We start from the raw sequence: 13,089 nt of genomic DNA on the forward strand, positions 1-13,089 counted from the left end.
GACGACGGCGCCGTGGGGGCGGTCCGGGGGAGGTGCGCCACCCGCGCCGCGCCCGTGGACGCGGCCGGCCTCAGGTCCGCGCGTCCGACGCCCGCTCCGGGGCCGGCGTGCCGCCGTCGGGCGCGGTGTAGAACACCGAGGTGCCCTGCTTGGTGCGCTGGGCCTGGTTGCGCGCGACGAGACCCTCCAGCGTGGAGCGGACCACCGTCACCTTGACGGCGCGTCCGGGATGCGCCGCGCCCAGCGCCGCGGCGACCTCCGCCGCCGAGCGCGGCTCGTTCTGCTCGTCCAGATGCCGGCGGACGAGGTCGACCAGCTTCGGCGCGTCGCCCTTGGCGGGAGCCGAAGTCTTCGCCGAGGCCGTTGCCCTGCGCGGCGCCTTCACCGCCGACGCCTTCTCCGCGGGCTTCGCGGTGGCCGGCTTGCGCGCGGACGTGGCACGGGCGGGCTTCGCCGCATCGGCGGACGTGCCTCCGGCCGTCGTCGAGGAGGCGTCCTCGGCCTTGGCCGCGGTGCCCGCCGTCACCTTCTTCCGGGACCGCTTCGGCTTCCCCGCCCCGGACCTGAGGCCGCTGCGTCCGCGCGGAGCGGGCACGGTGGTCTGACCGGACACGGCCGCCTTCTCGGCCGGCTCCTCGGCCTGCTGTTCGTCCGAGGACTCGGTGACCGAGGCGGGTTCGACGCCGCCCCCGGCGTCCGCCGCGGGAACGACAGGCGCCGCGGCACCCGCGGGCGCGGCCGCCAGGTCCAGCGCCTGCTGCATCTTCACCAGCAGGGCGTGATCGCGCTGGAGCGCGGCCAACTGCCCCTGCAGCTCCGCGATCTCGGCGCTGACCCGCTCCTGCTCCTTGCTGTTGCGCTCGAGGTCGTTCGCGACCTGGGCGACGTACTGCGACGTGAGATCGGTGGTGGCGACGGTCGAATGGTCGGACATGTGGGTGTCCTTTCGTCGTGGGGTCTGCCGGTGGCCAGTCATGGTACGGCCGGGCGGGGTTGACCGTTTCTCCTCCGCACACTCCCGAAGGGGTGCCCGGTTGACGTCCGTGGGACTCGAGGGGGCTCCGCTCACCGCCCACCGCTTCGGCTCCGACCGCGGCGGCACCGTCGTCCTCGCCGTCCGAAGCGTGACGTGCGGTGTCCGCGCGTCCGGGTGACCGCCGTCACCGGCTGGAACGCGGCCCGGCCGTCCGCGATCGAGGTGGACGGCGAGGACGCGGGAGGGAGCCCCGGTCAGCCACCGGCCGACGGGACCGGTCCGGCACCGGGCCACCCGTCGAGGCGTCCTGCACGATTCACTCCTTCGTGGCAGACCACGCCGACGACGGGCGCACGGACGGCTACGGGAACCACCCGGGCACCGCGCTCCACGACTCGGCGTACGACGGCGTCCGGTCCACGACGGGCGGGGGCGCCGTGTCGGACGTGCGGATCCCGGACGCCACCGTCGGCGGGTCCGACGACGGCGCCGGCTTCCCCGCCAGGGGCAGGGGCCGGGGCGGCGCCACCCTGACGCACGTCACCCTCACCGGTTCGGCGGAAGGTGACGTGCTGATCGAACCAGGCGTCACTTTCGTGATCGGCCGGCAGGCGTTCACACGCCGATTGCTCCGTCCGGCGGGCCCGCACCCCACGCCTGGGTGCGGGCCCGCCACCCGTACGGCCCCTTGTCAGGGGGTGCCCCGCCGCGGGCGGCACCGGTTGCGGGCGGCGCGGACGGGGGACTTCGCGCGGACGCGTGCGGGGAGCCGAGGCGTTCACGGGAAGACGAAGTCACGCTGAGGGCATGGCTTCAATGATCGACTGCCCGGACCGTGCGCCCCGCGCCGCGTCCGGCGCCGCCCGGCGGCCGTCAGCCGGACCCGTCCGCCTCCGCACCGGGGTGTGGCTGCGGGCCGTCGTCCTCGTCGTCCTCGCCGCCCTCGCCGGGTGCGGGGCGGGCAGCGGCACGGACGTCCGGGACGACCCGGCCGCCACCGGCAGCACCGCGCGCGAGAACCCGTCCGCGACCGCCCCGGTGGCCGGAGCGGCCGGCACCGCGCAGGGCCGCCCGGCCACCGAGGCGCCCGCCGTCATCCCCGGCCTCGGCCCCCGCGCCCGGGCCTGGATCCCGGCCGGCGCCCGCCAGGTGCTCGTGGTCACCGGGCGCGACCGGAACGCCAACCACTCCGAGGCCGTGCTGTACCGGCACACCGGCACCGGCTGGGAGGCCGGTCCCGTCTGGCCCGCCCGCAACGCGCTGAAGGGCTGGACCGACGACCACCGGGCGGGCGACCTGCGCTCGCCCATCGGCGTCTACACCCTCTCCGACGCCGGCGGACTGCTCCCCGACCCCGGCGCCCGGCTGCCCTACGACCGGTCGGACGGATTCGTCGTCAGCGGCACCGGCTTCGAGGGCGAACCGCTGGAGGGGTCCTTCGACTACGTCGTCGCCATCGACTACAACCGCGAACCCGGTACGTCCCCGCTGGACCTGACCCGGCCGCTGGGCGCCGACCGGGGCGGCGGCATCTGGCTGCACGTCGACCACGACGGCCCCACCCAGGGCTGCGTGAGCCTGCGGGAACAGCACATGCGGGACCTGCTGCTCGCCCTCGACCCCGCGTTGCGCCCGGTGGTCGTCATGGGCGACGCCGCGTCCCTGCGCGCATGACCGCCGCCCCGGACGGGCCGGCACGTCCGGGGGCGATGCCTGTCCCCGGGACGCGGCTCCAGCCTTTCTCCCGCGCGGCCGTCATCGCCGGCCGGGACGTGTTGCCCGGGCGGGGTCCCACCCGCGAGGCGTGCGACGCCGGCCGGTAGGCCGGTGCTCCGGGCCGTGGAAGCGCCCGGTGGCGCGCACGCGGCCGAACGCGGGGCAGGAGGTGACCGGCCGCGGCGACCGGCCACTGCCCCGTGCGCGCCCAGCGCTCCGGTGCCGTCGGCGGGGCGGCCCGCTCGGCGCCGCTCGGCGCGGAGCGCCCGTCGCTGAACGTCCGCACCAGCCGCCGCTCGCGGTGCGCGCCCCGCAACGCGTGACGGCAGGCCGCCCCGTGCCCGACGCACGCGGCCGGGCCGTCCTCGGCGTGCGGCATCGGCGCCGGGACCGCCGCCCGCCCGGCGAGGCCGCTGCCGTACGGCTGGTCGCGCACGGCCGGCGGGCCGGCGGTGAACCGCTCCACGCCCGCGTCGAGCACCTCGTCGTGCGCACCGGAGTACGGCGCCCCGCGGTCGGAGAACGGGTCACGCCGGCCCAGCCGTTCGCGCACGCCGCTCGTTCGCCCCGTCGTTCAGTCCGCGCCACGGTCCTCCTCCCGCTGCGGCCGTCCGGGCGGGGCGGACTCGCCCGCCGTCAGATGCTCCAGCACCTCCACCAGTTCCTGGCACGCCCGCTCCACGGACCGCCGGGTGTTGTGCTGCTCGGTGATCACCGCGGACAGCAGCAGCGAGGTCAGGGCCGCCGCCGCGTTGAACGCCTGCAGACTGACCATGATCTGCAGGTCCGACAGATGCGCGAACGTGCCCGCCCGTCCGGTCGCCGCGTCCGTCGCCAGCAGGGAGGCGAACAGGGCGCACAGCATGCTGCCGGGCAGCTCGAACCGCAGCGCCGCCCAGATCAGCAGCGGCTGGACGGAGAACAGCAGACTGTCCGAGCCGTGCGTGGCGAACGGCACGAGGACGCCCGCGACCGCCGCCAGGCCCAGCGCCTCCTTCCAGCGTCTCCAGTGCACGGGGGAGCGCGCCCGGGGCAGGATCAGCAGCACCGGGGCGACGAGCAGCACCCCCATCGCGTCGCCCACCCACCAGGCCAGCCACACCGGCCAGAAGCGCCCGGCCGGCAGGTCGCCCGTGCCGAGGAGCATCAGCGCGCCGGTCGTGGAACTGACCAGCATGGCGGCGAACCCGCCGAGGAACACCAGGCTGAGGCAGTCGCGTAATCGGCCGAGGCCGGTGCGGAAACCCGCCCTGCGCAGCAACAGGTACGCGCACAGCGGCGCCACGGTGGCGCCGAGGAGCACGCCCAGCGAGGACCACTCCAACGACGTGAGACGGACGAGCACCAGCAGCGCGCCCAGGGTGATGCCCGGCCAGCAGCGCGGCCCGAAGAGCAGCAGGGAGGCGACGGCGACCCCGGTCGGCGGCCAGACGGGGGACACCACCGAGCCGTCGACGGTCAGTTCGTACAGCAGCCCGAGGCGGCCCCCGGCGTAGCAGCAGGCGGCGACGGCCAGCGTCTGGAGCGCGTAGACGGCCGGTGCACGGAGATCCTGGCGAGCCACCACACCTGCCATCACACACCGAGGCGGCCGCGACGGCGAGGCGGGAGGCGCGGGGCTGTCGGCCCTATGGCTGACCGCCCAGCCGGTCGTGCCCGATCACCAGCACCGCCGCGTCGTCGTCGTGCCCCACCTCGGTCGCGCCCTTGATCACGGCGGCGGCGAGCGCGTCCGCGTCCATGCCCGCCACCGCCGCGATGCCCGCGAGCCGCGAGACCTGCTCCAGCCCCTGGTCCAGATGCAGCGACGGACCCTCCACGACCCCGTCGGTGACCATCACGAACACCCCGCCGGAGTCCAGCCGGTACCGGGTCACCGGGAACACCGCGCCGGACTGCACGCCCAGCGGCGGACCGCCCTCGTCGTCCGTCACGCCGGACCGCCCGTCCGCGGTGGCCCACACGCACGGCAGATGACCGGCGCGGGCGCTCTCCAGCAGCCGGGTCCCCGGGTCGAGGCGCATGAAGGTGCAGGTCGCGAAGAGGTCCGAGCTCAGCGTCAGCAGCAGCTCGTTCGTCCGCGCCAGCAGTTCGCCCGGGTCGCTGTCCACGGAGGCCAGCGCCCGCAGCCCGACCCGGACCTGCCCCATGAAGGCGGCCGCCTCGATGTTGTGCCCCTGCACGTCGCCGATGGACAGGCCGATCCGCCCGTCGGGCATGGTGAAGGCGTCGTACCAGTCGCCGCCCACGTTGAGGCCCTGGTTGGCGGGCACGTACCGCACCGCGAGCCGTACGCCGTCGGCGGTGGGCAGCCCCCTCGGCAGCATCCCGCGCTGCAGGGCCACGGCCAGCTCCACCCGGGAGCGCTGCACCTCCGCCGCCGCGCGGGCCTGGGCCGTCAGCGTCCCGAGCCTGGTCAGCAGCTCGTCGCCGTGGTCCTTGGAGCCGGTGCGGGACATGGATCACCCACTCGGACGGGGACACTCCCGGCCCCCCCGAAAGGGGTGAACGGGAGAAAAGCCGCATGTATCAGGATGATAGGCAGAACGCGTTTGGCCGGGCCAGTCGGTGTGAAGGCTGGCCGCATGGAGCAGCGCGAGATCATGCAGCGGAGCGTCGGCATCCTCACGGAGGCCCTGGAGATGCGGCGCCGGCTGCGCGCGGACCCGGACGCCGACGTGACCGCCGACAGTGCGGTGGCCGGACTCCTGGAGGACATGCTGCCGCGCATCCAGCTCCCGGCTGACGCCACCGCGCGCGAGGTGGCGGAGATCGTCACCGAGAAGCTCGGGCCGGCCATCGTGCAGATCACCTCGGCGCTCACCTTCGCCTTCGTCCAGCTCGCCGAGATCCACGACGAGGGCCGCACCGACGTGTCGTCCGCCGACGTCCTGCGCTCCATCTCGCTGCACTACGAGACCGGAAGGGATTGAGCCGTTGCCGAACCGCCTTGGGGCACACGGCGGTTGAGGAGCGGGTGAATGGGAAGGGTTGCCCCGCGATCCAGCTCGACAACGATGTCACCTCTTGGACGGAGGCCCCCGTGCCCAGATCGTCGCGCTCAGCGCCAGGCGGCCCGCGCCGGACGTTCCCCGCCACCCTCCTCACCCTGCTGCTCTCCGCCGTGCTCGCCCTGTCCGCCCTCACCGCGCCCGCGCAGGCCGCCGGGCGGGGCGGCGTCTGGACCGTGCACCAGCCCGGCGCGCCGCGGGACGGCGTCACGGCCGTCGTGCGCCTCGACCCCGCGGACGGCGCCCTCACCCTGACCGCGCGCAAGGGCGCCACCACGGTGCTCGAACCGGCTCCCCTCGGCATCGTCACCTCCGCAGCCGACCTCACCTCGGGACTGCGCGCGGAGTCCCGGCACACCCGGCAGGTGACCGAGCGGTACGCCATGACCACCGGCAAACGGCTCCGCCGCACCGCGCGCATGACGGAGACGCGGTTCACCTTCACCGGCCGGGACGGCGCCCGCCTCGGCCTGGTGGTCCGGGTCGCCGCCGACGGCGTCGCCTACCGCTACGTCCTGCCCGGCCCCGGCACGGTCACGGTCCGGCGGGAGGCGTCCGCGTTCCGGCCGCCCGCCGCCGCGCGGGCCTGGCTCACGCCCTACTCGGTCAACTACGAGCGCCTGTACGCCCCGGCCACCGCGGCGGGCGCGGCCGCCGGCGCCTACGCCTACCCGGCGCTGTTCCAGGCCGGGGACACGTACGCCCTGCTCACCGAGTCGGACGTCGACGGCCGGTACGACGCGAGCCGGCTGGTCCACGAGGGCGACGGGCGCTACGCGGTGCGCCTGGCGGACCCGGAGGTGACCTCGCGGGGGCCGCTGGCCACGCCCTGGCGGACGGCCGTCGTCGGCGACCTCGCCACCGTCACGGAGTCCACCCTCGTCGACGACCTCGCCCCGCCGTCGCGCATCGCGGACACCTCGTGGATCCGGCCCGGCAAGGTCGCCTGGTCCTGGCTGGACGGCTTCGGCGCCGCACAGCGCGACCTCGCCGCCCAGCAGCGCTTCGTCGACCTCGCCGCGGCCCACGGCTGGCCGTACACCCTGGTCGACGACGGCTGGAAGACCACCGACTGGATGCCCGAGCTGATCGCGTACGCCCGGCAGCGGGGCGTCGAGGTCCTGCTCTGGGTGCACTACAGCGACCTGGACACGGCGGCCGAGCGCGCCGAGTTCCTGCCCCGGGTGAAGCAGTGGGGCGCGGCCGGACTGAAGATCGACTTCATGGACTCCGACTCCCAGGAGCGCTTCCGCTGGTACGACGCCGTCCTCCGGGACACCGCCCGGCACCGGCTGCTCGTCAACTTCCACGGCGCGACCCTGCCCAAGGGCGTCCAGCGGACCTGGCCGCACGTGATGACCCTGGAGGCGGTGTACGGCGCCGAGCAGGGCACCGTGCCCGCGGCGGGGCTGACGGCGCTGCCGTACACCCGCAACGTGGTCGGCTCGATGGACTACACGCCGATGGGCTTCCAGTTCGGCACCCGGACCGTCTCCGACGCGGCCGAACTGGCGCTGTCGGTGGTCTTCGAGTCCGGCTTCCAGAACTTCGCCGGCTCGGTCGCCGCCTACCGGGAGCGGCCGGAGCTGGCCCGGTTCCTGGAGCAGGTGCCGGCCGTGTGGGACGAGACGCGCCTGCTGTCCGGGCGGCCCGGGGAGAGCGCGACGTTCGCCCGGCGCCACGGCGACCGCTGGTTCCTGGGCGGCGTCCACGCCGGTGCGGCCGGGACGGAGCGGGTGCCGCTGGACTTCCTGGGCGGCGGGCGCTGGCTGGCGGAGGTCGTCCGGGACGGCGAGGACGGCGGGCTGCTGCGCGAACGGCACCTCGTCACCCGCCGGGACGCCCTGGAGGTGCCGACGGCCGAGCACGGCGGATTCGCCGCGCAGGTCTGCCGGTTCACGCCCGGCCGCGACACCTGCGACCGGCCGGTGACCCGGCTGCCGCTCACCGCGCTCACCGCCGGTCCGGCGCGCGCCGAGACGGACCCGGGAGGCTCCGTCGCCGTCACCGGCCGCTTCGCGGTGGAGGAGTCCGGGCCCGCCACGGAGGTCCGGCTGACGCTCGGCGCCCCCGACGGCTGGACCGTCGACGGCGAGGACCCCACGGCCGCCGGACTGCCCGCGGGGGAGGAACTGTCGGGCGACTGGACCGTGCGGGTGCCGTCGGACGTGCGGCCCGGCGGCTACGACCTGACCGTGCGCGCGGAGTACCGCACGCCCCACCGGCCGGGCTCCGGGGTGCTGCGGGCGGAGCGCCCGGTGCGGGTGTTCGTGCCGGAGCCGGGCGTCACCTACGTGAGCGACCTGCCGTTCATCACCGGGCGCAACGGGTGGGGGCCGGTCGAGCGCGACATGTCCAACGGTGAGCGCGACCCCGCCGACGGGCGGCCGCTCACCCTGCGGGGCGCGGTGTACGACAAGGGCCTCGGGACGCACGCGGCCGGCGAGGTGGTCGTCGGACTCGACGGCCGGTACCGGCGGTTCGCGGCCGTGGTCGGGGTCGACGACGAGGTCGGCGGCAAGGGCACCGTGGCCTTCGAGGTGCTCGGCGACGGCCGGAGCCTGCTGACCACCGAGGTGCTCGGCGGCGCCGACCCGGCCCTGCGCGTCGACGTGGACGTCACCGGCGTACGGCAGTTGACCCTGCGGGTGCTGGACGGCGGGGACGGCGTCGACTCCGACCACGCCGACTGGGCGGACGCGCGGCTCACGCCGTAGCGGCGGACGGGCGGGTCCACGGACGGAAGGGCCGTGGACCCGCCCGGCCGGCGGACACGGGCGTGCGCGCAGACTTGACAGTGTACGCACAAGTAGCGACGCTCCCGAGGGGGGATCTGTGCGGATCGTGGCGCCTCGCAGGGCGAGTTCGGCCATGACCGCTCCGTCGACGGAGGGACCCGCCGGTGACCACCTCTCGCACAGGACGACCCCTCGGGGTCGTGACGCTGCTCCTCCTCGTCCTGGCCGCCGCGCTCACGCCCACCTCCAGTTCCGCCGCCGACGGCCCCTGGTGGGACCCGGTCGCCAGGCCCGTCCCGGACTCGCGGATCGATGTGACCGGTGAGCCGTTCAAGGGGACCGACTCCGCCGGCCGGGTGCGCGGATTCGTCGACGCGCACAACCACATCATGTCCAACGAGGCCTTCGGCGGACGGCTCATCTGCGGCAAGGCGTTCTCCGAGAAGGGCGTCGCGGACGCGCTCAAGGACTGCCCCGAGCACTATCCCGACGGCTCCCTCGCCGTCTTCGACTTCCTCACCAACGGCGGTGACGGCCGCCACGACCCGGACGGCTGGCCCACCTTCGCCGACTGGCCCGCGCACGACTCGCTGACCCACCAGCAGAACTACTACGCCTGGATCGAGCGCGCCTGGCGGGGCGGCCAGCGCGTGCTGGTCAACGACCTCGTCACCAACGGCGTCATCTGCTCGGTGTACTTCTTCAAGGACCGCAGCTGCGACGAGATGACCTCCATCCGCCTCCAGGCCCGGCTCACCCACCGGATGCAGGACCACGTCGACGCCATGTACGGCGGGCCGGGCAAGGGATGGTTCCGGATCGTCACCGACAGCGCGCAGGCGCGTGAGGTGATCGAGCAGGGCAAGCTGGCCGTGGTGCTCGGCGTCGAGATGTCGGAGCCCTTCGGCTGCAAGCAGGTCCTGGACGTCGCGCAGTGCGACCGGGACGACATCGACGCCGGCCTCGACGAGCTGTACGACCTGGGCGTGCGCAGCATGTTCCTGTGCCACAAGTTCGACAACGCGCTGTGCGGGGTGCGTTTCGACTCCGGCGCGCTCGGCACCGCCGTCAACGTCGGACAGTTCCTGTCCACCGGCACCTTCTGGCGCACCGAGCCGTGCACCGGCCCGCAGCACGACAACCCCATCGGCCTCGCCGCCGCCCCCGGCGCCGAACGACACCTCCCCGCGGGCGTGGAGGTCCCGGCCTACGACGCGGACGCGCGGTGCAACGTGCGCGGGCTGACCGACCTCGGCGAGTACGCCGTGCGCGGCCTGATGCAGCGCACCATGATGCTCGAGATCGACCACATGAGCGTCAAGGCGGCCGGCCGGGTCCTCGACCTCTTCGAGGCCGCGTCCTACCCGGGCGTCCTCTCCTCGCACAGCTGGATGGACCTGGACTGGACCGAACGCGTCTACCGGCTCGGCGGGTTCACCGCCCAGTACATGAACGGCTCCGAGCGGTTCGTCGCCGAGGCCGGGCGCACGGAGGAACTGCGGGACACGTACGGCGTCGGCTACGGCTTCGGCACCGACATGAACGGCGTCGGCGGCTGGCCCGCCCCGCGCGGCGCGGACGCCCCGAACCCCGTCCGCTACCCCTTCCGCAGCGCCGACGGCGGTTCCGTCCTCGACCGGCAGACCACGGGGCGGCGCACCTGGGACCTGAACACCGACGGAGCGGCGCACTACGGGCTGGTGCCCGACTGGATCGAGGACATCCGGCGCGTCGGCGGGCAGGACGTGGTGGACGACCTCTTCCGGGGCGCCGAGTCCTACCTGGGGACGTGGGGCGCCACCGAACAGCACCGCCCGGCGGAGAACCTCGCCCGGGGCGCCCGGGCGACGGCCTCCTCCACCGAGTGGAACCCGTTCACCGACCATGCGCCCGCCCGGGCCGTGGACGGCGACCGGGGCACCCGCTGGGCCGGCGACCGGACCGACGACCAGTGGCTGAGCCTCGACCTCGGCGCGACCCGCCGGGTCGGACGCGTCACCCTCGACTGGGAACGCGCGTACGCCGCTTCGTACCGCGTCGACGTGTCGGCCGACGGCACGCACTGGCGCACCGTCCGGTCCACGACCGCGGGCGACGGCGGGCTGGACACGGCCGTGTTCACCCCCGTCGAGGCCCGTCACGTCCGCCTGCGGTTCCTGGACCGGGGGACGCGGTGGGGATATTCGCTCCGCGAGGTCGGGGTGCACGGCGGCTGAGGAAGAGGAAGCGCGCGCCGGGTGCTCGCCCGCGCCCCTGGTCGTGGCGGCCCGGTACGGCTTCTCCGGCCCCTCGGCGCGACACAGCCGTCCGGCCACGGCTGTCTGCCGCGCCTCGTCGCCGCACCCCTCACGGAGCATGCCTCGCTCCTCGCGGAGCGGCACGAGGCCGGCGACCCGGCGGCGACCGTCACACGGGGCGGCGGGCGCTCCGCGGAAGGTCCTCCGCCAGCAGAGCGCGCACCGCGTCCAGCGCCGCGGCACGGTCGGCCGGGACCAGGCCGATGCGGGTACGGCGGTCCAGGACGTCCTCCTCGTCCAGCGCGCCCTCGTGCCGCACGGCCCACAGCACCTCCGCGCCGGTGACCGGGTGGCCGGGCAGGACCGGCCCGGTGAGACGGGGGTCGCGCTCGGCGAGCGCCAGGACCGCCGGCGCCTCGGTGCCGTGGCGGCGGACGAGGCGACGGGGCGCGGGCAGGCCGGCGAGGGCGTGCGGCGGAGCCGCGCCCACCAGGGGCAGGGAGGCGGTGGTGGACGGGCCGGCGGCCAGACCCCGGAGCCGGACGGCCGCGTCGACGGCGTCCTCGGCCATCCGCCGGTACGTGGTGAGCTTGCCGCCGACCACCGTGACGACGCCCTCCGACGAGGTCAGCACCGCGTGGCGCCGGGAGATGTCGGCGGTCCGCGGCGGCGCGTCCGCGTGCTCCGGCGCGGTGTCCAGCAGGGGGCGCAGACCGGCGAACGCGCCCACCACGTCGTCGCGGTGCACCGGTGCGTGCAGGACCGAGCCGAGGACGTCCAGCAGGAAGCCGATGTCCGTCTCCGGGGCCTCGGTGACGTCGGGGACGTCGCCGTCCACGGGTTCGTCGGTGAGGCCGACGTAGACCCGGCCGTCGTCCTGGGGGAGGACCAGGACGAAGCGGTTGGTCTCCCCGGGCACGGGGATGTGCAGTCCCGCGGTCAGCGGTCCGAGGCTCTCCGGGCGGAGCACGAGGTGGGTGCCGCGGGAGGGGCGGATGCGGACCCCGTCGACGAGGCCGCCCGCCCACACCCCGGCGGCGTTGATCACCGCGGAAGCGCGGATCTCGCCCTCCTCGCCGGTGCGCTCGTCCCGGACCCGCGCACCGGTCGCGGTCAGCTCCAGCGCCCGGACGCGGGTGAGGATCCGCGCGCCGCGCGCGGCGGCCGTACGGGCCAGCGCGGTCACCAGCCGGGCGTCGTCGGTGAGCCGCCCGTCCCACGACAGCAGTCCGCCGCGCAGACCGTCGAGCCGCAGCGCGGGCGCGAGATGGCGGGTCTCCACCACGGAGAGCCGGCGCGGCGCCGGGAGCGTGGCCCGCGCCGTGCGCGCCGCCAGCCGCAGGGTGTCCCCGGCGTGGAAACCGGCCCGAGCCAGGGCCGCCTGACCGCGCGACACCAGCGGGGTGAGCGGCAGCACGAACGGCTGGGCGTGGACCAGATGGGGCGCCGTGCGCTCCATCAGGATCCCGCGCTCCACCGCGCTCTCGTGGGCGACGTCGAGGCGGCCGGAGGCCAGGTAGCGGAGCCCGCCGTGGACCAGCTTGCTGCTGAAGCGGGAGGTGCCGAACGCCAGGTCGTGAGCGTCGACGGCCACCACCCGCAGTCCGCGCGCCGCGGCGTCCAGGGCGGCGCCCGCGCCGGTCACGCCGAGGCCGACGACCAGCACGTCCACGGCGTCGCCGTTCACGGAGCCGGTCAGTTCGCGGGCGCGCCGGGCGGCGGACAGGGACGAGCCGCTGAGGGGGGTCATGGCGTGAGGGTCCTCTCCAGGATGCCGCGCAGCTCGCCGAGGAACGCCCCGGCGGTCAGCTCGGGGTCGTCCTCGTCGGTCATGGTCCGCAGGGACAGGGTGAAGGACTGCACGATCAGCAGCACCGACCGCGCCTGCCGTGCGACGGGCGCGACGCGCACCGAGCCGTCGGCGTGCCCCTCGCGCAGCACGCCGGCCAGCAGCTCCAGCAGGGCCTCCTGGCTCGCCCCGCGGCGGTCCAGCACGTAGGGGAGGAGCAGCTCGGGGTCGACGTCGAGGATCTTGCGGAAGAGCGGGTGGGCCACGAAGTCCCGCACCGCGACGACGAGTCCCTCGGTGAGCAGCTCCCGCGCGGACACGTCCGGTCTGCGCTCGGGCATGGCTCCGGTGGCCACCGCGATCCACTCCCGGGTCATCAGGTCGCCGACCAGGGACCGTACGTCGGGCCAGCGCCGGTACAGCGTCATGCGGGAGACACCGGCGCGGCGGGCCACGTCGGTGAGCGTGGTGCGGCGGACCCCGACGGCCAGCACGCAGTCGCGTACCGCGTCGAGCACCGCGTCGTTGTCCGAACCTGCCGAGCTGTTGTGACGAATAGGCGTCATGTGTCACAGTGTAACGCCACGTGAGGCCGTCGGGCGACGGCATCGCTCTCTTCCGA

General features: G+C 75.2%; 10 protein-coding genes. 4 read left to right on the forward strand and 6 right to left on the reverse strand.

Annotation, left to right across the window (positions count from 1 at the left end):
- Nucleotides 1–70 precede the first annotated feature (70 nt).
- The gene (locus tag C1708_RS30460; RefSeq protein ID WP_106415704.1) at nt 71–934 is read right to left on the reverse strand and encodes a hypothetical protein; all 864 of its coding nucleotides are present in this window, start codon (nt 932–934) and stop codon (nt 71–73) included.
- An 849-nt stretch (nt 935–1,783) separates the two neighbouring features.
- On the opposite strand from C1708_RS30460, the gene C1708_RS30470 reads away from it, so the two are divergent.
- Complete coding sequence (locus C1708_RS30470; protein ID WP_502696100.1) at nt 1,784–2,650, forward strand: L,D-transpeptidase family protein; 867 nt, start codon at nt 1,784–1,786, stop codon at nt 2,648–2,650.
- Here C1708_RS30470 and C1708_RS30475 read toward each other — a convergent pair.
- From C1708_RS30475 to C1708_RS30485, 3 genes are all read right to left on the reverse strand, one after another.
- Complete coding sequence (locus C1708_RS30475) at nt 2,619–3,245, reverse strand: hypothetical protein (protein ID WP_106415707.1); 627 nt, start codon at nt 3,243–3,245, stop codon at nt 2,619–2,621. The two genes, C1708_RS30470 and C1708_RS30475, sit on opposite strands and share 32 nt — an antisense overlap.
- 21 nt (nt 3,246–3,266) lie before the next feature.
- A complete protein-coding gene (locus tag C1708_RS30480) occupies nt 3,267–4,259 on the reverse strand; it encodes an MASE1 domain-containing protein (protein ID WP_106415708.1) in 993 nt (330 codons plus the stop codon).
- A 61-nt stretch (nt 4,260–4,320) separates the two neighbouring features.
- Entirely contained in the window at nt 4,321–5,151 is an 831-nt protein-coding gene (locus C1708_RS30485; protein ID WP_106415709.1) for a PP2C family protein-serine/threonine phosphatase, read from the reverse strand.
- A gap of 126 nt (nt 5,152–5,277) precedes the next feature.
- On the opposite strand from C1708_RS30485, the gene C1708_RS30490 reads away from it, so the two are divergent.
- From C1708_RS30490 to C1708_RS30500, 3 genes are all read left to right on the forward strand, one after another.
- Nucleotides 5,278–5,625: a hypothetical protein gene (locus tag C1708_RS30490; RefSeq protein WP_106415710.1), complete on the forward strand. Its 348-nt coding sequence runs from the start codon at nt 5,278–5,280 to the stop codon at nt 5,623–5,625.
- 110 nt (nt 5,626–5,735) lie between these two features.
- Nucleotides 5,736–8,420, forward strand: coding sequence for an NPCBM/NEW2 domain-containing protein (locus C1708_RS30495; RefSeq protein WP_106415711.1), 2,685 nt, complete (start codon nt 5,736–5,738; stop codon nt 8,418–8,420).
- A 185-nt stretch (nt 8,421–8,605) separates the two neighbouring features.
- Nucleotides 8,606–10,657 carry a discoidin domain-containing protein gene (locus C1708_RS30500; protein WP_198602647.1) on the forward strand — a complete coding sequence of 684 codons (2,052 nt, stop codon included), beginning with the start codon at nt 8,606–8,608 and terminating at the stop codon, nt 10,655–10,657.
- Between the two features lie 190 nt (nt 10,658–10,847).
- Here the strand turns inward: C1708_RS30500 and C1708_RS30505 are convergent, their stop codons facing one another.
- Both C1708_RS30505 and C1708_RS30510 read right to left on the reverse strand, forming a co-directional pair.
- Nucleotides 10,848–12,428, reverse strand: coding sequence for a glycerol-3-phosphate dehydrogenase/oxidase (locus tag C1708_RS30505; RefSeq protein ID WP_106415713.1), 1,581 nt, complete (start codon nt 12,426–12,428; stop codon nt 10,848–10,850).
- Nucleotides 12,425–13,033, reverse strand: coding sequence for a TetR/AcrR family transcriptional regulator (locus tag C1708_RS30510; RefSeq protein ID WP_198602648.1), 609 nt, complete (start codon nt 13,031–13,033; stop codon nt 12,425–12,427). Before C1708_RS30510 ends, C1708_RS30505 begins: the two co-directional genes overlap by 4 nt.
- Nucleotides 13,034–13,089: the final 56 nt, after the last annotated feature.

Origin of the sequence: Streptomyces sp. DH-12 (assembly GCF_002899455.1) — a bacterium.
GTDB lineage: Bacteria > Actinomycetota > Actinomycetes > Streptomycetales > Streptomycetaceae > Streptomyces.